The sequence below is a fragment of the Sporosarcina sp. E16_8 genome (genome assembly GCF_017347095.1).
Taxonomy (GTDB): domain Bacteria; phylum Bacillota; class Bacilli; order Bacillales_A; family Planococcaceae; genus Sporosarcina.
This window is the reverse complement of record NZ_JADPRZ010000017.1, coordinates 43,656-61,138: the sequence shown is the minus strand read 5'-3', so window position 1 is coordinate 61,138 and position 17,483 is coordinate 43,656. Positions and strand designations below refer to the sequence as shown.

General features: G+C 38.0%; 24 protein-coding genes and 1 pseudogene. 15 read left to right on the top strand and 10 right to left on the bottom strand.

The window, feature by feature from the left end; translation table 11 throughout:
- Positions 1-210 precede the first annotated feature (210 nt).
- Positions 211-1,449, top strand: a complete 1,239-nt coding sequence (locus tag I2484_RS12030) for an NADH:flavin oxidoreductase/NADH oxidase family protein (protein ID WP_207151261.1) — start codon at positions 211-213, stop codon at positions 1,447-1,449.
- Positions 1,450-1,472: 23 nt separating this feature from the next.
- A complete protein-coding gene (locus I2484_RS12025; RefSeq protein ID WP_207151260.1) occupies positions 1,473-1,631 on the top strand; it encodes a hypothetical protein in 159 nt (52 codons plus the stop codon).
- Positions 1,632-2,378: 747 nt separating this feature from the next.
- Here I2484_RS12025 and I2484_RS12020 read toward each other — a convergent pair.
- The 6 genes from I2484_RS12020 to I2484_RS11995 are packed head-to-tail and all read right to left on the bottom strand — an operon-like array spanning position 2,379 to position 6,633.
- A complete protein-coding gene (locus I2484_RS12020; RefSeq protein WP_207151259.1) occupies positions 2,379-3,065 on the bottom strand; it encodes a response regulator transcription factor in 687 nt (228 codons plus the stop codon).
- Positions 3,066-4,232, bottom strand: a complete 1,167-nt coding sequence (locus I2484_RS12015) for a sensor histidine kinase (protein WP_255551367.1) — start codon at positions 4,230-4,232, stop codon at positions 3,066-3,068.
- A gap of 30 nt (positions 4,233-4,262) precedes the next feature.
- A complete protein-coding gene (locus I2484_RS12010; RefSeq protein ID WP_207151258.1) occupies positions 4,263-4,946 on the bottom strand; it encodes an ABC transporter ATP-binding protein in 684 nt (227 codons plus the stop codon).
- A complete protein-coding gene (locus I2484_RS12005) occupies positions 4,946-6,010 on the bottom strand; it encodes an FtsX-like permease family protein (protein WP_207151257.1) in 1,065 nt (354 codons plus the stop codon). Before I2484_RS12005 ends, I2484_RS12010 begins: the two co-directional genes overlap by 1 nt.
- Positions 6,011-6,016: 6 nt before the next feature.
- Complete coding sequence (locus tag I2484_RS12000; protein WP_207151256.1) at positions 6,017-6,220, bottom strand: DUF5957 family protein; 204 nt, start codon at positions 6,218-6,220, stop codon at positions 6,017-6,019.
- A gap of 2 nt (positions 6,221-6,222) precedes the next feature.
- A complete protein-coding gene (locus I2484_RS11995; protein WP_207151255.1) occupies positions 6,223-6,633 on the bottom strand; it encodes a DUF6220 domain-containing protein in 411 nt (136 codons plus the stop codon).
- Between the two features lie 172 nt (positions 6,634-6,805).
- Between I2484_RS11995 and I2484_RS11990 the strand changes: the two are divergent.
- From I2484_RS11990 to I2484_RS21520, 3 genes and pseudogenes are all read left to right on the top strand, one after another.
- Positions 6,806-6,981, top strand: a pseudogene (locus I2484_RS11990) (GNAT family N-acetyltransferase); the annotation flags it as partial.
- 95 nt (positions 6,982-7,076) lie between these two features.
- Positions 7,077-7,499 (top strand): alpha/beta hydrolase, encoded by a 423-nt coding sequence (locus I2484_RS11985; RefSeq protein WP_207151254.1) that lies wholly within the window; start codon positions 7,077-7,079, stop codon positions 7,497-7,499.
- A 9-nt stretch (positions 7,500-7,508) separates the two neighbouring features.
- Entirely contained in the window at positions 7,509-7,643 is a 135-nt protein-coding gene (locus I2484_RS21520; protein ID WP_255551363.1) for a hypothetical protein, read from the top strand.
- Between the two features lie 96 nt (positions 7,644-7,739).
- Here I2484_RS21520 and I2484_RS11980 read toward each other — a convergent pair whose 3' ends face one another.
- Positions 7,740-8,099, bottom strand: a complete 360-nt coding sequence (locus I2484_RS11980) for an anthrone oxygenase family protein (RefSeq protein WP_255551362.1) — start codon at positions 8,097-8,099, stop codon at positions 7,740-7,742.
- A gap of 309 nt (positions 8,100-8,408) precedes the next feature.
- On the opposite strand from I2484_RS11980, the gene I2484_RS11975 reads away from it, so the two are divergent.
- Positions 8,409-8,609 (top strand): cold-shock protein, encoded by a 201-nt coding sequence (locus tag I2484_RS11975; protein ID WP_025783429.1) that lies wholly within the window; start codon positions 8,409-8,411, stop codon positions 8,607-8,609.
- 472 nt (positions 8,610-9,081) lie between these two features.
- Here the strand turns inward: I2484_RS11975 and I2484_RS11970 are convergent, their stop codons facing one another.
- A complete protein-coding gene (locus I2484_RS11970; RefSeq protein WP_207151253.1) occupies positions 9,082-9,645 on the bottom strand; it encodes a hypothetical protein in 564 nt (187 codons plus the stop codon).
- Between the two features lie 591 nt (positions 9,646-10,236).
- Between I2484_RS11970 and I2484_RS11965 the strand changes: the two genes are divergently transcribed.
- From I2484_RS11965 to I2484_RS11955, 3 genes are all read left to right on the top strand, one after another.
- A complete protein-coding gene (locus I2484_RS11965; RefSeq protein WP_207151252.1) occupies positions 10,237-10,479 on the top strand; it encodes a hypothetical protein in 243 nt (80 codons plus the stop codon).
- Positions 10,479-10,640 carry a hypothetical protein gene (locus I2484_RS11960; RefSeq protein ID WP_207151251.1) on the top strand — a complete coding sequence of 54 codons (162 nt, stop codon included), beginning with the start codon at positions 10,479-10,481 and terminating at the stop codon, positions 10,638-10,640. The genes I2484_RS11965 and I2484_RS11960 overlap by 1 nt, the downstream gene beginning before the upstream one ends.
- A gap of 239 nt (positions 10,641-10,879) precedes the next feature.
- Entirely contained in the window at positions 10,880-11,881 is a 1,002-nt protein-coding gene (locus I2484_RS11955; RefSeq protein ID WP_207151250.1) for a serine hydrolase domain-containing protein, read from the top strand.
- Between the two features lie 280 nt (positions 11,882-12,161).
- Here I2484_RS11955 and I2484_RS11950 read toward each other — a convergent pair whose 3' ends face one another.
- Together I2484_RS11950 and I2484_RS21515 are read right to left on the bottom strand one after the other, a co-directional pair.
- Positions 12,162-12,404, bottom strand: a complete 243-nt coding sequence (locus tag I2484_RS11950) for an ArsR family transcriptional regulator (RefSeq protein WP_207151268.1) — start codon at positions 12,402-12,404, stop codon at positions 12,162-12,164.
- A gap of 193 nt (positions 12,405-12,597) precedes the next feature.
- Positions 12,598-12,726 carry a hypothetical protein gene (locus I2484_RS21515; protein WP_255551359.1) on the bottom strand — a complete coding sequence of 43 codons (129 nt, stop codon included), beginning with the start codon at positions 12,724-12,726 and terminating at the stop codon, positions 12,598-12,600.
- Positions 12,727-13,448: 722 nt separating this feature from the next.
- Between I2484_RS21515 and I2484_RS11940 the strand changes: the two genes are divergently transcribed.
- From I2484_RS11940 to I2484_RS11915, 6 genes are all read left to right on the top strand, one after another.
- Positions 13,449-13,832, top strand: a complete 384-nt coding sequence (locus I2484_RS11940; protein ID WP_207151249.1) for a YhjD family protein — start codon at positions 13,449-13,451, stop codon at positions 13,830-13,832.
- Entirely contained in the window at positions 13,832-14,035 is a 204-nt protein-coding gene (locus tag I2484_RS11935; protein WP_207151248.1) for a LexA family protein, read from the top strand. The genes I2484_RS11940 and I2484_RS11935 overlap by 1 nt, the downstream gene beginning before the upstream one ends.
- Positions 14,036-15,298 (top strand): Y-family DNA polymerase, encoded by a 1,263-nt coding sequence (locus tag I2484_RS11930; RefSeq protein WP_218627998.1) that lies wholly within the window; start codon positions 14,036-14,038, stop codon positions 15,296-15,298.
- A gap of 13 nt (positions 15,299-15,311) precedes the next feature.
- Positions 15,312-15,641: a YolD-like family protein gene (locus I2484_RS11925; RefSeq protein WP_207151247.1), complete on the top strand. Its 330-nt coding sequence runs from the start codon at positions 15,312-15,314 to the stop codon at positions 15,639-15,641.
- 224 nt (positions 15,642-15,865) lie between these two features.
- Complete coding sequence (locus I2484_RS11920) at positions 15,866-16,969, top strand: S-layer homology domain-containing protein (RefSeq protein WP_207151246.1); 1,104 nt, start codon at positions 15,866-15,868, stop codon at positions 16,967-16,969.
- 88 nt (positions 16,970-17,057) lie between these two features.
- Positions 17,058-17,432 (top strand): hypothetical protein, encoded by a 375-nt coding sequence (locus I2484_RS11915; protein WP_207151245.1) that lies wholly within the window; start codon positions 17,058-17,060, stop codon positions 17,430-17,432.
- The last annotated feature ends 51 nt before the right edge of the window (positions 17,433-17,483 follow it).

Sequence of the window (17,483 nt, the reverse complement as noted above, 5' to 3'; positions counted from 1 at the left end):
TTTTTAACTTTTTCCGGATATACATAATAACCTCTCCTTTAAATAGAATAATAAGGCTTTGTATATTCTATACCCTATTTTGTCCGTTTTAAGGGGGTCGACCACTGTGCGTGACGCTATTCAGTGAATACATTACAATTGTATAATACAAAATAAATCAATACCTTTGCATTTTCTACATATTTGAAATAGTAAGGAGACAGACTAAAAATGAATCAATCAAAGTCCGTTTTGGGTAATTCTCTACAACTTCCAAATGGAACAATCATTAAGAATAGAATTTTTAAATCTGCCATGAGTGAAGCGTTGGGAACGGCTCATCAAAATCCAAGTGAATCATTGGTTACTTTATATAAAACCTGGGCTGAGGGGGGGGCGGGTATTGTCATGACAGGTAACGTTATGATAGATCGAAATGCTTTAGGAGAGCCGAATAACGTTGCTGTGGAAGATGAACGTGATTTAATTATGCTAATGAAGTGGGCGAAAGCGGGAACTGAAAATGGGACTCACCTTTGGATGCAGCTTAATCATCCAGGGAAGCAATCACCCAAAATGATTTCAAAAGAACCTGTAGCACCAAGTGCGGTTCCTCTTACAGGAGGTTTAAAACGTTTCTTTAACCAACCACGTGCTCTTCAGGTGTCTGAAATTAAAGATTTGATTAACCGATTTGGAGAAGCGGCAAGAATTGCAAAAAAAGCAGGCTTTACAGGTGTTCAAATCCATGCAGCACACGGATACCTTTTCAACCAGTTTTTATCCCCTTACCACAATCAACGTACAGATGAATGGGGAGGAACCTTAGCAAATCGAATGAGGTTTTTGGAAGAAACGTATAAAGAAATCCGGAAACAAGTCGGGAGATCGTTTCCAATCGGTATTAAACTTAACTCAGCTGATTTTCAAAAGGGTGGATTTACTGAAGACGAGTCTATGGAAGTCCTTCAGAAAATGTCCGAAATAGGGATTGATCTCATTGAAATTTCTGGGGGAAATTACGAGAATCCGATAATGATGGGCGCAGATGTAAAAGAAACTACAAAAAATAGAGAAGCCTATTTTATAGACTATGCAAAAAAGGCTCAGGAATTAATCTCTACTCCACTAGTAGTCACAGGCGGTTTTCGTTCTCAAAAAGGGATGGAAGAAGCTATTGCGAACGGAGAAATTGATATGGTTGGAATTGCAAGACCTTTTGCCTTAGTGCCGGACTTGGCAAATAGAATCTTTAATGGCAGTTATGAAACCGTTCATGCAAAACCAATCCGAACGGGGATTAAACAAATAGACAAGAGTGCTTCCTTGTTAGAAATTGGTTGGTATGAACAGCAGTTAGCAAGAATGGGGAAATCTAAATCTCCAAACCCTGACCATAATGTCTGGATATCTTTAATACAAAATCTTCTAGGGAATGGTCGTAGTGTCTTCTTGAGAAGAAGGGCATAGACGATACAGGCGGCGCAGCTCTTGTGTTAATGGCGTTACACTTTCTATGGGCTGTCTGGGTGTATACCAAAGGTGATGAAAAAGCAAAACACCAGTTCCACAAATTAAGTCTGGGTGTTTGGACACTGTGGGTCATTTCATTTGTACTCGGTATTTTACTCGGCATTGGCGTGATCAGCTGATTCTGAAAGTATTACAGCATGATTCACCTGAAGGCGTATGTAAAGCAGTGATGCCATTCTGTTAAATAAGCATAGATACGAAATAAAAGTCCTCTGCTCGAGCAATCGGTCGGAGGGTTTTTGGTTTATGAGTGAAAATGCGTGCCTATGCACCATGCAATAAATGAGTGATGGCTGCCTAAATGAAACAAAACCGATTGTTGAAACAAACATGAAAGTTACGTGCACAGGCACCACACACTAAGGATTCAAATCTTTTATTTTTCAAGAATGCATCAACACTAAAAGTAGCATACAAAAAGCTCAGATTAAATCTGAGCTTTTTTAGAATATAGAATTTTTTTGTTACACAATTGCACCCAGTTATGGAAGAGTCATGCTAGCCGAGATGGATCACATCGTTCAACTTCGTGCAATATTTGTTTATTCCAAGTTTTCGAGTCCCTCACTAGTTCTACTCAGTAAACACCACATCCTACCTGTAAAATCAACAATTTTGTTTCCGCTTCACTTTCTTCGAAGAGAAGGAGAATGCTGTCAAAAATACAGATGATGTCTTCCTAGTCAAAGAAATCACCTCAGGTCGATTAGCGTTACAACCGTTACCATACTCACTCGATAGTGCCATCACAGCAACCTTCACCGCATTTACTGCCTGTTTTTTTCTCGAGATCCTCATCTTATTTCTACTTTTATTTTAGTTTATATTACGTTAAATTTGTTTGAGACAACTTTCCACGGATCCCTTTATTTCTTAAACCGATAACCCACACCCCATATTGTTTCTATAAATTGCGGGTTAGAAGGATCCTCTTCGATTTTCTCTCTAATCTTCCGAGTGTGTACAGTGACTGTTGTCGTATCACCGATTGAATCATATCCCCAAACTCGTTCATATAAATGGTCTTTGTTAAATACAATGTTCGGGTTTGTAGCTAAAAATGTGAGCAAGTCAAACTCTTTCGCTGTGAATATTATTTCTTCACCATTAAGAATCACTCTACGTGATTTACTTTGGATGATTAAACCTTTTATTTGAATATCAACTTGCTTTTGTTCAAGACTTGTTAATCGGTCATATCTTGAAATATGGGCCTTTACCCGTGCGACCAACTCATTCGGGTTAAATGGTTTGACAATATAGTCATCTGCGCCTCGATTAAATCCACGAATTTTGTCTATATCATCTTTTTTAGCTGTTACCATTAATATGGGGATATCTAAAGTTTCGCGTAATTTTTTACATAGCTCAAATCCATCTATCCCGGGAAGCATTAAATCTAATAGAATGAGGCTATAGGTGTTGGTCATTGCCTTTTGGAGTCCTTCTTCACTCGTCGTAGCAATATCACTTTCAAAGCCGTTCACCTCTAGGTAATCCCTTTCTAATTCAGCAATGTCCAATTCATCTTCAATAATCAATATTCTTTGCATTCAGACCACCTTTTTCAATTTGAAATAAATACTTGTACCTTCGCCCAATTTACTAACAGCCCAAGCAGTTCCGCCATGTTCCTCAATTATCTTCTTTACAATCGATAACCCAAGGCCACTTCCACCAGTAGAAGAGTTTCTTGAGCTATCAGTCCGGAAAAAACTATCAAATATATGCGGAATATCTTCTTTTCCAATGCCACTTCCATTATCCTTCATCTCTACAATAACTTCATCAAAACTAGATGATAAACAAACTTGGATTTCTTTATGAAACTTGTCCATATACTTCATACTATTTTGTACAATGTTTGTTACAACTCGTTTTAATTTTTCTCTGTCGGCTTCAACGATATAGGGTTCGTTCTGATTTGCCGAAAACATTACAGTACTTTTTTCTATATCCAAGTTATACGCTAACTCATCAACAAAATCGGCAAAAAAAGCATATAAATCCACTTTTTCAAAATCAAATGGGACATGCTGTAAATCTAATCTGGAGTATAAAAATAATTCGTCGATTAGGCCGTCCATTTCACTTGCTGTTCTATAAATCGTGTCCATATATCGCTCTAATTTTTCAGGGGTATCAGCCACCTTATCTTGAATACCTTTCACATAGCCTTTGATAGATGTCAGTGGTGTTTTCAAATCATGCGAAATGCTTGCAATCAGTTCTTGGCGGTTTTGTTCATATTGTAATTGGGCTGTTTCTGCCTCTTTCAGTTTTATCCGCATCGCTTCAAATGTGTTTGTCAGCACACCTAATTCATCCTGCTTGTTAGACCTTATGCTATACTCTAAATCCCCCTCACTGATTTTCTTAGCAGCAAGAGAGAGTTTGGTAATTGGGGAAATTATACTTTTTGACACATAATAAGTTAATAAGCCGTTTGTAATGATCAAAATTAGTGCCATAGCAATAAATCGATAACTTATAAACAGTTTCAATGCCGAACCTTGTGGATTCCATTGGAAAACGTAAAATAGTAAGTAACCCAAAGCTATTTCCACTATTAAAAACCCGATAATCGGAATAATAATCATTCCAATATTAGAGAAAATTAATCGTTTTTTAATAGACAATACGATACACCTTCTTAAGTGAAATTTTTTATTCTTCATAATGACATAATGGCTAGGAGAAATAAATTTATGGGCTGTCATAATTGACAGCCCCTTATAGCTTTGTTTAAATTATACCACTTCGAATATCTGGCCATCCTCTATACGCAATACTCGATCACATAAGTGAAGTATTCTTTCATCGTGTGTCACCATAATTGCTGCTTTATTCCTTGACTTCACTTCATTAGATATCATTTCAACAACCTGTTTTCCGCGTTCAGAATCTAGGCTTGCAGTCGGTTCATCTGCCAATACGATATCAGGATCATTCATAAATGCTCTTGCAATCGCAACCCTTTGTTTTTCACCGCCAGATAACTTGTTTGGGTATGTCTTTAATCTATGGCTTAATCCTAGGTGACTAATTAAGTCGGTAGCCTTTTTCTCATATTCCTTTTTGTTTGCTCTGGAAATATCACAAATTAACATCAATTGATCCTTTACATTTAAATAGGGGATTAAATGTGATGATTGAAATATAAACCCTATTTTATCTTTTCGTACGGACGATAACTTGGACGGTTTGTATTCTGCTATGTCCTTTTGATCTACTATCACCTTCCCACTACTAGGTGATAATAATGCACCAATAATGGATAGAAGTGTACTTTTACCAGAACCCGATGGTCCAACAATGGCAATAAATTCTCCTCTTTTTATTGTTAATGAAATATCTTTCAATATGGTGATAGAAGAATCACCATCACCAAAACTCTTTTGTACATGCTCCAGTATTAATATATCCTCATTCATTATTCAATCCTCCCAATTGCTTCAAGTGCATCAATTTTCGCAACTTTACTCACAGATAGTAATGAACCTAAAAGATTAAGAACTAAAAATAAAACAGCTGTACCAAGTACTAAAGTAGGTGAAGTTCGAAAAGGCATTCCTTCAGGGATTACTTGTGTCATTCCATAAACAAATAAACTACTAAATACTAAGCCAATCATCGTAATTAGCGTAACTTGGATGATAATACTTTTTGCAATATAGGATGTATTCGCTCCTATTGCCTTTAAAATTCCAAATTGGTTTATTTTTTGTAAAGTAATGACGTAAAAGAAAACTGTTGAAACAAACGCAGAAATGATAAACAAAAAGACAACAATCATCATTAATGAACCTTGTGTTTCTTTATAACCAGGTATAGATTTTGCGGAATCATCGGGTGTTATTATGTCATACCCAATAATCGAGGTTTTTCCCCCCGTATAAACGACTGCATTATACGATAGCTTATTTTGATAAAGAGAATTCATGCCCAGTTCAAAATCAGCATAGATAACGGGCATCATAGAATAGGTTTGATCTTTCGTAATTCCAGCAATAATTAGTTTCTTCCCTGTGTTCTTGTCTATAATCTGATCATTTAGTTTCAGTCCAAACATTTCTATACTTTTATCAGCTATCACTTCATTCACGGATAACTCGCTGATGTCTTTTCCTTCTATAACGTTTATTTTTTCATATTTGTCTGAATCAACGGAGAAATATACAACATCGACATCTTTTACTTGATTTCTTTCTAAAGCTGACATGGTAATTGCTAAAGGTGAGGCATTTCCTCCTAATTGTTCGCCTATGATTTCCACGTCTTTTGCGGTTAAATCCGATTTTATAATGGCGCCATCAGCCTCTTTATTCATCACAATATAATCTGCCTGTATATTTTTAATGGAAGAGCTGTCTCCAAAGGCTAATCCATTAGCTAATCCTGTGACGAAAAACACTAAAAATAATACAGCAATCGTGATTACACTAATTAATGCGTATCGAATCTTTGATTGTCTTAACTCCTTAAATGCTAAAAACATTTACCTCTACCCCTTATTATTGTATTTGTTTTTTTGACTAATAATAGATGCCATAACTGCACAAAGTATGGCAGTATAAAATGGTAGATACTTAATCCCAATTGGTTTATTAAATAGGACCATTCCGAATACGCCTATTAACTCGGATAATACAATTCCGAGCATAAAGCCTCCAATACATCCCATCAATATAGCCAATAATAATCTCATCTTTAATATCTCACCTTTCGATTGTTATTGATCAAACCCCATGTTTTTATAATAATTGAACATGGTAGAACGAATAGCAGTATAGCTAAAACTGGATGAATTGGCCCCATCCATGGCAAAATTGCATTAATATTTGCGGTGAAGTACATAAGGAATGTGGATACAAATATTCCGAAAGTATTCCAGTACGCCCATCGTGGCATAGATCCTACAACGGCAAAGATAATCATTAAAATCGGTAAATTAAACCCAAATAAGTGGACGAAAATGATGTGCTTTACCCAAACTCGAGGATTTCCAAAGACCGCCATTCCGGCCAGATAAACCTGTACCAAGATACATATGGTGAAAAGGGTTGTAAGGGTGAGGAAAATAAATCTTCCAACACGAATTCTAGTTTTAATTACTTTCAACTTGTTTACCTCCTATATTTTGTTTCGTGTTCATAAGTTCATGATACGGAGTAATTCTAAGCCACTTCTTATGTAATTCTTAAATAATTATTAAGCTTCTTTTATCTTCAATTAATTCAACTACTCTTTGTGATAATTCATCACTTTTTTGAAGTAGTAATTCATCACTGCGATTATTGATCATACATTTGTTGATGGTTCATTAAGTGGGAAAGTATTGCACAAGCCCTTGTAAAAGAAGTTGTTACTAAAGCGCGGGAAGAACATAAAACAATTATACCTTTGTGCCCATTTGCCAAATTAGAATTTGAAAAGAAAAAAGAATATGCTGATGTGTGGAGACGATAATCAAGTAAACTAGTATCTGTCGTTTTACATGGTATATAAGTAAACCTTTAGCTGTATTTTTATCTAGGGAATTGGTCTTAGTGCGAGGTGAGGGAATGCGTATTAAAAAAGCCCAATCGATTTTTATAGAAGGAAATGATGTTGCTGTTCTCTTACTCCATTCTTTTACGAGTCATACGCGAGACATGAATGAGCTTGCCAAATCAAATCATCAGTCATTTGGATTTACTTGTTTCGCTTCATTATATAGGGGCCATGGACAGGAAGCAGAGGCATTAATTCCTTACACAATTGACGATAGGTGGGAGGATACTCTAGAAAGCTACCAAGAAATACCGGTAGGAGGCATTTTTGCATTGAAGTTAGCGGAACAATTTCCAATTGCACGGATTGTAGTTATGTCTGTGCCTATAGATAGACAGCCATTGGAATTGAAACAACGTACGATTGAATTTGCATTCCGTTATAACAAATTTGAAAATAAATCCGAACAGCAGATAAAGATAGAATTAAAGTAGTTTGAATCAATGCCGATGGATTCCTTTGAACGTTTTAAACGTAAGCGTCAAATAACGGCCACCCGTATGACAGGTGGACGTTATTTGACGCTTATATTTATATTGTCGATTTATGTAGCGGTTATTTTTATGAAGTGGAAATAAATCCTGGGTAAGTTGATGAATTCCTTTGGAGATACTCTACTATCCCTTCTTCATTCCACTAATTAATGAGCAACGCTACTAATAGTGCGGTCGCACTCACAAAATGCACGTTAAGGTACGCAAGTGGTTCAGCAACGTCCAACGGGATTCAAATCGGACTCTAAGTTCATTCCATTGCGAACCGCTTTCAGGTAGCTCTGCAGAGATAATCGCTTTATTCAGCGGCAGGTTACCTAAGAAAGTGATAAGTAAAGTAGCGACATAAAAGATCGACGCGATGGATCCTAAAACGACTTTATCAAATTGCTGCAAGGAACCGGCTAATACAACAAAACCAATTTGCGCGATAAGAGCACCATTTGAAATCAATAGAAAAATTGGATTGGCTACTGATGAGGTCAAGTGTCTAATAGAAAGGACGAAGGTACGATCATCTGAATTACGCAGACCAGGCATGACTGAGTTGGCGTATGCAAAGACAGTTCCAGCAACAATACCTGTTGTTAATACAGCGAGAACTGCTAAGACGTTAAAGAATTATGACCAAATATCTTTATCCTGTACATCCTGTTTGCTATTCAATGCTTCACTCAAGGCATTGGTCTTTAAAGCCAAACCATTTGCTGTTTTAACATATATCTGTTACTCTAAGAAAGAGTTATTTTTGTTCGTTTTCAGATTGAGAAAAGATTTTGTTTTTCGTCTAAGTATTTGAGCAAGGGTAGTAACACATTGTGTGGATAACCGCACTAGGAGGCAACAATTATGGAACAAGGTACAGTTAAGTGGTTTAATGCAGAAAAAGGTTTTGGATTCATCGAGCGTGAAGCAGGAGAAGACGTATTCGTACATTTCTCAGCAATCCAAAGCGAAGGTTTCAAATCTTTAGACGAAGGTCAAAGTGTAACATTTGAAATTGAACAAGGACAACGTGGCCTACAAGCTACAAACGTTCAAAAAGCTTAATAATAGCTAGAAAAAGACCCTATATGTAGGGTCTTTTTTTATTTGCTTAAATTTATTTTAGGAACCCTGTGAGCGGAACTATTCGGTAAATACAATGCAATACTATACTAATACAGATTAAATTAATACCTGTGCGATTTTTATTTATATCCTATATAATTACTCAGCCGTATGAATTGTACGTCTTTGTGTCTGACACAGATACCTCTTATCTAATTCGTTTCTTTCAAACATATCTGCATTTTTCACTTGACTAATGTAGGGAAGCGAACGGCAACTATTCGCAACATGCTTATACACTTGCCCCTGGGTAAAGATGTTGTCATGAATATTTCGCCGAAAGCGAACCGGAAAATAGCTAGTGGAAATGGAGGTTTTCGAGCCCATCTCACTAGTGTTTTATGCAAGTAAATGGTTAATCAACAGAAGTGCAATTATGCTGTACTGTCGTGCTAGTTTGGTTAGTAGATATTTAAGCTTTAGTATTTCTTAAACGCATCCAAACAAAAATACTAACTAATCCTGCCACAACTAGCGCCCCGGTGTATAAGTAGTACTGCTTATCATTCTTATCTGGAGTTTGTTCATTTTGTTCAGGAACTGTGCCTTTACCAATCAATGTAATATCGTCAGCAGCATTTGCTAGCTCAGCAGTCCGGTCACAAAGCGTAGTTGAAAGTACGGACTTTCCATCCATATCCCAATTGTGAGCATACACTAAATACTCTTTCCCGATCGTAAAGTCTATCCCACAACCTGCTGAATCATTTCCTGTGAAAACGGAAATATCCGCGTTGTCGACACCTTTCCATACTTCCGCCACTTTGAAACGAACTGTTTTTCCGCTTTCCCCATCCACACCCTTACCTTTTTCTATTGTAATTACTTCGCCACTAAAAACAGCAGTTGCTTCGGTTAGTGCTATATCTGCGGGTGGTGGAACCATACAGGAACAAGCCGCCGCAGGCAAAGGTCTATAAAATACTACAAATAGTACCAGTAAGCAAATTGCAATTAGGCCCAATCTCTTTTTCATAAGAACTCTCCTCTGCATTCTATTTATGATTAGTTCGTTTCGCGGGGGAATAAGTTCCAATACTTCTACTTGAAGTCGTGCTTTATTTTGAGACTCGAGTCCATTACTACCATTAATAATTAATGCACTACTTTCTCAATTTTCATTCGTATAAATAATGCCTGCTTCCAATACTAATTGGGGGCAGGCATTTTAGTTTAAGGTAGTGATGGCTGCCAGTGCAGCACACAATTTATTTCTTTAAATTAGAAATAACATAGGGGGATCCGGAAGCCTATTTATTCAGGAGCCGTAAAGGGACGAATCAAGCGATTAGCCGGTCCAGGCCTGGACAATTATGAATGCTACTGTTCAAGTCCTGTACCTTTAACTTGGGGTTTCTAAATGGTCTGTAGGGTCAGTATGAAGCGCGAACTACTATCCTTTGTCATCTCTTATCCCTCTAAAACACAATGGAACAATGACGAGGTAGGGAATATTTAAAAAATTGTGGGTTAAATGCAATCTTCGTTCCTTTTATGTCTGAAACTGTAGTATTATAACGGTAAAGCGTTAGAGTGTTAAAGTATCAGATGTCAGAGGAGTGGTTCTATGAATGGGTCTGTCAAAGTTTATGCTATTACTGAATTTGGACTCGGAGCTAGAGGAAGTAGTGAAGGTATTGTTGATTTTCAAACTGCGCAATTGATGATGGGAGCGGATATTGTTAGGATAAACGATAAAACCTACCGAGTAAAATACAGAGAGGTTACGGAAGGTGGAAAAATAAACTTTTATTCTGAAGAAATTATCAGGAAAAGTTTTTCAGAATTGAAATTATGTGAAATTGAGTAATGATATTACGCCTCAAAAAGAATGTCCAATCAACGTTCTTTTATTTACCCAAAAATAAAGAGTTTATGACAATCGAAGTCACGATAGGGCTTTTAGCTGCGGCATTCGGAATGTTTGAAGGTTATTTAGGTTTTCAGAGAAACCGTGATACAGATGTTTAGTCAGACACCACAGAATCCGCTCCCTTTACATGGCAGCTTATTCTTATTGAGTAATGGAGGTAACTAATTCCGAGAATTGGTGTTATGTTAACCTATGGTGTATGCGAGATGCATACCAGTTGCGTAATTAAATCGATATTTTTGCGGAATGGTTATCCAATCTCTTGTTCGACTAGAGGATTACCTAATATTATGTCGAATATTGAATTGATCGATAGTATTAGGGGAGTGGGTAAATTATGGTTATTAGTCAGAAATTTTGTACGGTTCTATCTCATGTCAAAAACACTTCTGAAGTAGTAGATTGTTCAGGTTCTGCACTTCTCATTATTAAAAACGATGAAGTTATTTTAGAAGAATATTGGGGAAAGCATTCCAAAGCTCTAGATGCCAGAAAAATTCAAGGAAATACACAATTTCATATTGCTTCAGTTAGGAAAAGTTACATAGGCTTTACTGTTGCATACGCTATTTATAAAGGTTATATAGAATCGATAGATGATTTGGTAACAAAATATTATTCTACATGTGAGCCGCAATTATTCGAAGATACAACTCTTAGACATCTGTTAACTCATACACATGGACTCAAATATAGTGAAGGGAAAATACTGCGAGAGTTCTTGCCAGGGGAAAGTTGGGCTTATCGTGGTATCGGAATAGATACGTTGACGAAGATTGTAGAAAATGTAACTGGAAAAACAGTTGCAGAAATTTTAGTTGAACAGGTTTTTAAGAAATTGAATTTAAGAGCGACTGGTTGGTACGCAGAAACAAACAAAAATCTAGTTGAGGTAATTAGAGAACCCAATGATTCAAGTTGGTATAACGGGAAAAGCACAGCTGGAGACGAAAGAAATATGTACGTATCAGCAAGAGAGTTAGCAAAATGGGGATCTCTTCATCTGAAAAAAGGATTCATAGATGGAAAACAGATCGTCCCGAGTGAAATTATTACTTTAGCCACCTCGCTACAAAGTCCAGAATCAATTGACTCAGATCTTCCACAAAACGGATTCTTATGGTTTGTTAAGGATTTACCTTCCAAAAAATCTGAAATTGGAATGCTTGTTCCTAAAGGTTCTTATCAAATACTAGGATATACGGGCGTTACTTTATTAGTTATACCTCAACACGATATTGTTGTAGTGCGTGCTTTTAATAGTTTCGGTTCTCCAAATGGTTTCGATTATTTATCCGATGTTAGAACCTTTGGTGATACCGTAATGAAATGTTTATAGACTACTTTTCAACTAAGTGTAAAATAGTGATCACCTATTATACGCTTTTTGGTGTGCCAAGCATGGGTGTAATTCGAGTGATGCCTGCCTGTGTACCACACAATTCAAATACAATTCTGGGTTATTCCTTCCATAAATAAAATCAGATTGTTGAAACAAACATGAAAGTTTCGTGCACAGGCACTCCACAATCAATGGTAGAGTAACCTAATACGATGTAGCTATATTCACCTATTCAAGCAGTTATCCTTTTTCAAGACTACTAAAATTTATTATTTTTTTATCCCTCTTCTCTCATACTGATGATTTTATCCTCCTTGAGGATGCGTAGATGGCGAGAAACTGCAGGTCTTGATAAATGAACCTTTTCAGTTATTTCACCAACTCGCATACCCGGATAACAATTCTCATTAAGGAGTGTCAGAATAATCTTTTGTCTCGTTTCGTCTCCGATCGCTGCCAGGCCATGGCCAACATTTTCAAATCCTTCGTGTATTAATTTGATTGCATTTTCACGTTTTATAGTCTCCCACTCCTTTATTATCCAGTGTACCTGCTATTTGTTTAAAAGCTTGCTCAATTTAATCATTAGCTTATGTCGTGGCATTTGGAGGGAACCAAACATTGGGTCCCATTCATTAATACTACAATCAGCTACTAATCCCTCATACCAATATGGATCATTTTCCAGCAAAATTTGTAGCTCGTTGCGGTCTTTAACGTGGAATATGAGCAATGCTTTTTTTTTCACCAATGAGTTGCTCCAAATAGTAAATATGGGCATTTACATGTTTCTTCCAACCAATCATATCCGTGTGTGAAAATCCAACTAAGAAATACTTCATAATTATCCCGCTCCTATCCTTACTTTTATCCGATTAATTTATTCAACAATCCAAGTGTAAACCATATTAATGTTCGATATAACATTGGGAAAGAAAATCGAGACAAAGGAAATTAAGCAGGCGCTGTAATGTCAGCGCCTTCATCTTGGAGAGCCTTAACCGTCGTCTCAGATTTGTTTTTTTGCAAGTGAAACATGCTGAGTTTTGCTGTGAAAGGTTCCTTTTTTTTGAATCTATAAGTATATATCTAGGACACAATAAAGTTAAGTCCGTTTCAGGACGGCATCTATTCATGGAGGGTTGTTCCTGACCCCGCAAAACCGACTATGAAAGAAAAGTAATCTGACACATGACTTACTAATACTTTAAATGACTAAAAAAGTAGCAAGCAAACACTTAACGAATAATCCATTTATGGTAACTATTGTTAAGTGGATATTTGTGGTTGCAATAAGAACGTATATTCCGTATACTAATTACAAAAGGAGGGAACAGATGTGCGTGTTGAGTTAATTAAGTCGATGAATGGAAATTACGTCTTAGATATGATGTACATATCAAAAAATGGGGCAATCAGCAAAAGAACAATCAATGTACTGCAGGTCGGTGTGGTATCTTTTTGTGCATACTGTTTTCTACGTAAATCCAGGCGAACTTTTACAATTGATAACGTGCTCGCACTTGTTCCCATCGTATATAAAGAAAGTCTGGTGATTTAAGTCGTGCGATTCATTCCATCTGAGGCAATACCTTATTTCGAAAACATGATTTACTTACCGATAATTATTAATGTATTGGAGAAGGATCGTGGTGAAATTGAAATTGGTTCATTCAAATTGAAAAAACCTTATGTCGAAATTATTGAAGGTGCACTTAAGGCTGCAAGGCATGAAATGAAAGAAACGAATCTATATTTGAAGCGTAATAAAATGATAGTAATTAAAAGACTGAACGATGGAACGTTTACAGAGTACGTATTTATGCATGATGGTCACGAAGAACGACGTAAATATTTAAACATTCGGTTACGAAACAGAACCGAGGAATTGATAAGCATCTATTTTACGAAGTCCGGAGAACACCATACCAAAGGAGCTGTTATTTAATGAGCGAACGTCAAAGAAATATTTTAGAATACATTAAAAGCTATACAGCAGAAAACCTGTATCCACCAACGATTAGGGAGATTGCTACAGCAGTCGGACTCAAATCACCATCCACAGTCCACGGTCATTTAGATAGGATGAGGGAAAATGGGTATATAAACTTTGTAAATTCATCACCACGCACGTTGACAGTCGTAAGTTAAATGCATCCGATATATAAGGGGCAACCAACCAAACAAATTGCCTGTATCGATATGATGAGCTTCTATGCGAGCTGCATGGCTACGTTGCACAATTTAGATGTACGTACTGTGCCAATCGCGGTCGTCGGCAACCTACAACAAAAAGGGTCGGTCGTACTTGCGGCCAGTCCCGCGATGAAAAAGAAATTTCGTATAAAGACAGGTAATCGCTTATTTGAAATCCCTAGTCATCCCGAAATCCGTTTGTTCGAACCAAAAATGTCTTATTTCCTCAAAATGTCCATGGCAATCACACATATCCTCCACAATTACGTGCCTGCAGAGGCTATACATGTCTATTCGGTTGATGAATCGTTTATTGACCTAACGGGAACCGAGAAACTCTGGGGTGACCCGGTGGAAACGGTTAAGGATATACAAGCAGAAATACTGGAAACGCTTAATTTACCATCAACGGCTGGCATGGGTCCTAACATGTTAATGGCAAAATTGGCGTTGGATTTAGAAGCGAAGAAAACAGGTTTTGCAAAATGGACCTTTGAAGATGTGCCGGCAAAACTGTGGACAGTATCACCATTAAGTGAAATGTGGGGAATTGGTCGTCAGACGGAGAAGTCTTTGAATAACATCGGTATATACTCGGTTGGGGATCTAGCGCATGCCGATTTGGAAAGACTTGAAAAGAAGTTTGGTGTTATGGGAAACCAATATTATCATCACGCATGGGGAATTGATTTGTCAGAACTGGGTGCTCCACTCTTGGAAGGTCAAGTGAAAAGTTACGGCAAAGGGCAGACGCTATACAGGGATTACGTGACCCGGGAATCAGTGCTTGTCGTTATTTTGGAAATGTGTGAGGATGTTTCTCGTCGGGCAAGAGAAGGCAGAAGAGAGGGTAGGACCGTCCATCTTGGGATTGGTTATAGTAAGCATTCATTCGGAGGTGGATTTAGTCGGTCGCTATCTATAGAAGAAGCCACAAATGACACAATGAAAATATATAAGACATGTATCGCTCTATTTGATAAATTTCACGATGGCCGCCCTGTGCGAAAAATCACGATCTCAATAACCAATTTAGAAGATGAAACTTCCATGCAACTAAGCTTTTTCGATGGGCATAAACTACGGAATCGTAAATTAGGAATGGTTATGGATAATATACGTGATAAATACGGATCAACATCAATCCTACGGGCCGTGTCGCTCACGGAAGATGGTACCGCAATCGGTCGTTCAAGGTTAGTCGGCGGTCACAAATAATGGGAGGTATATCATGATACGAGATCGTGGCAATATTAAATGGACTGCCATGATGCTGTCAGAGCACGTCGCAGAGTTGCGCAGATGGCAGAATGAAGATCATTATGAAGGACGTCCTGAACTTGATGATTTTGATTTACAAGCTATTCAGTACGAAATAGAAGTCGCGAAAAAAAGAGAATGCGAAGTACAGGTAAAGTTATGGGATAAAGGGAAAAGCGTTTTATACATGGGCGTCATAAAAGAAATAAATGTTGAGTCAATGTGGATTACGGTTGATAGTCCTTTTGGAAGGGACCGCATGCAGGTGAAGGATATCATCAGTGTGCAGATTGCTGAATAACGCATAGAAGCCCTTCCTATTTTGGAATGGGCTTTTTATTAGTGATGGCTGGCTGTGCACCACACAATACTAGGTTATTCCTTCCGTGAAATAAATCCGATTGTTGAAACAAACAGGAAGATTTCGTGCACAGGTACCCCACAATGAAAAAAATGAAACTTTTCTCGGGAAATCGCGTCTGTAGTTTGCTCACGACAGTGAGAGCGCAGATCGGAGGAAATTCAATGAAGAAAAAGATATGGAAACTCGCCCTCGCGGCGGCACTCGCTATGCCTGCCATGGTTATGCCTGTAGATGCTGAAGCGATAGTGAAGAGTCCGTTTACAGATGTATCAAAGAACAGTCTGTATGTTGAAATTGTACATGAAATGAGGGACCAGCAAATTTTAAGCGGTTATGAAAACGGGGAATTCAGACCGGCGGAAGTCATCTCGCGAAAACATGCGGCAGCGCTCGTTAACCGTGCGGTAAAATTGCCGGCAACAAAGCCGTTCGTCCTGTTCAAGGATGTATCGACGGAAAATGCATTTTTCAATGACGTGAAGAAACTGCAGCAAGCCGGTATTTTTGAACCGGATGCAAAAGGTAACCTCTATCCGAATCAACCGATTACCCGTGCAGAGATGGCGAAGGTACTGACCATCGCATTTGATCTGAAAGTGAAAGTGGAACTCGATTTCATGGACGTGCCGAAAGACCATCCGGCAAGCAACTACATACGTGCACTTTATTCAAACGGAATTACTACAGGGGATTTCGGATTCTATAATCCCGATAAGTCTGTTACACGAGTGCATTACTCTGTAATTCTACATCGGTTGATACATATGAATGACCCAGTTGATCCGGCAGAGCGGATACGCGGTCAGTTTGCACGTGTCTCTGAACAGCAATTAGGTGAACCCGATCAGGTTGCCCTGGCGATGCTCAGCATGCTGTCGCAGAAAATCACACACGATCCGTACGATTATCTAATTACGGATATAACAAACAAAGGCTATACGGACGCAAGTATGTACTGGGCGGGCCATTCATTCGGTCAGTTGGCGAAGGAAAACATTCGCTATCTTGAGCGTTTTGCCGTGAAAGGTTCTGAGCAGGAAGCAATTTTGGACAGATGGCTCAAAGGGGATTTCTCGAAAATCAAAGATGAATTTTTCACTTTGAAAGCGATAGGCGATCCGGACTTCTTTAATTGTGCGGTATGTGAGCAAAAGTTCGCCATCAATATCCGAACGAAACGTGCAGAAGAAGTGTTTGTACGTACACTTTACGGAGAAGAAGGAGTGCAGCGACACCAGCAACAGTGGGGCACAAAAGGTAAATGAGTAGGAAATGCAAAAAATGAGAAGGACGAGAAAATGAGCAATAAGCGGCCATGTTCAAGCTTTGCTTACCTACATAGGACAAGAAGAAATGCAGGATGTCTGTTCCATCATCGCATTTTCACCTAACTCTAAATTTAAATTCAATAAGGATTTCACCTCAGCACATGTTATCCAGTTCCCTGATCTTCTAACAACAATCAGCCAGTACAAGGAGCAGCACATTAGTGAGGCTACCGTGAAGGGGATCAATGAAAAGCTCTCGGAACTTTTGGCCCTAGTTAAAAATGACAGGAAACTTTTCAAGGCTAAGCACATGCAATCGATTCGAAAAGCAAAAGATACCAAACGGACGGCACGTTCACATACGAGTCATGCGAAAAAGATGTCCAAGCATGATGCCTCGCTTTTACATACTGCTTGTCCGAAGTGTAATGGCCGCTTTATATTTGCATTCTTTATTTAAATCGTGTACGATTTGATTGTACACGATTTAAATAAAAGAAAGAGGAGTTTT

Coding starts and splice junctions, on each gene's coding strand:
- I2484_RS11915 (WP_207151245.1), top strand. CDS start 17,058: ATGCAGGATGTCTGTTCCATCATCGCATTTTCACCTAACTCTAAATTT.
- I2484_RS12015 (WP_255551367.1), bottom strand. CDS start 4,232: ATGACAGCCCATAAATTTATTTCTCCTAGCCATTATGTCATTATGAAG.
- I2484_RS21520 (WP_255551363.1), top strand. CDS start 7,509: ATGCCGATGGATTCCTTTGAACGTTTTAAACGTAAGCGTCAAATAACG.
- I2484_RS11965 (WP_207151252.1), top strand. CDS start 10,237: ATGAATGGGTCTGTCAAAGTTTATGCTATTACTGAATTTGGACTCGGA.
- I2484_RS12030 (WP_207151261.1), top strand. CDS start 211: ATGAATCAATCAAAGTCCGTTTTGGGTAATTCTCTACAACTTCCAAAT.
- I2484_RS11920 (WP_207151246.1), top strand. CDS start 15,866: ATGAAGAAAAAGATATGGAAACTCGCCCTCGCGGCGGCACTCGCTATG.
- I2484_RS11930 (WP_218627998.1), top strand. CDS start 14,036: ATGCATCCGATATATAAGGGGCAACCAACCAAACAAATTGCCTGTATC.
- I2484_RS11970 (WP_207151253.1), bottom strand. CDS start 9,645: ATGAAAAAGAGATTGGGCCTAATTGCAATTTGCTTACTGGTACTATTT.
- I2484_RS12010 (WP_207151258.1), bottom strand. CDS start 4,946: ATGAATGAGGATATATTAATACTGGAGCATGTACAAAAGAGTTTTGGT.
- I2484_RS12005 (WP_207151257.1), bottom strand. CDS start 6,010: ATGTTTTTAGCATTTAAGGAGTTAAGACAATCAAAGATTCGATACGCA.
- I2484_RS11960 (WP_207151251.1), top strand. CDS start 10,479: ATGATATTACGCCTCAAAAAGAATGTCCAATCAACGTTCTTTTATTTA.
- I2484_RS11980 (WP_255551362.1), bottom strand. CDS start 8,099: ATGCCTGGTCTGCGTAATTCAGATGATCGTACCTTCGTCCTTTCTATT.
- I2484_RS12000 (WP_207151256.1), bottom strand. CDS start 6,220: ATGAGATTATTATTGGCTATATTGATGGGATGTATTGGAGGCTTTATG.
- I2484_RS11935 (WP_207151248.1), top strand. CDS start 13,832: ATGAGCGAACGTCAAAGAAATATTTTAGAATACATTAAAAGCTATACA.
- I2484_RS11975 (WP_025783429.1), top strand. CDS start 8,409: ATGGAACAAGGTACAGTTAAGTGGTTTAATGCAGAAAAAGGTTTTGGA.
- I2484_RS11985 (WP_207151254.1), top strand. CDS start 7,077: ATGCGTATTAAAAAAGCCCAATCGATTTTTATAGAAGGAAATGATGTT.
- I2484_RS11955 (WP_207151250.1), top strand. CDS start 10,880: ATGGTTATTAGTCAGAAATTTTGTACGGTTCTATCTCATGTCAAAAAC.
- I2484_RS21515 (WP_255551359.1), bottom strand. CDS start 12,726: ATGAAGTATTTCTTAGTTGGATTTTCACACACGGATATGATTGGTTGG.
- I2484_RS12020 (WP_207151259.1), bottom strand. CDS start 3,065: ATGCAAAGAATATTGATTATTGAAGATGAATTGGACATTGCTGAATTA.
- I2484_RS11925 (WP_207151247.1), top strand. CDS start 15,312: ATGATACGAGATCGTGGCAATATTAAATGGACTGCCATGATGCTGTCA.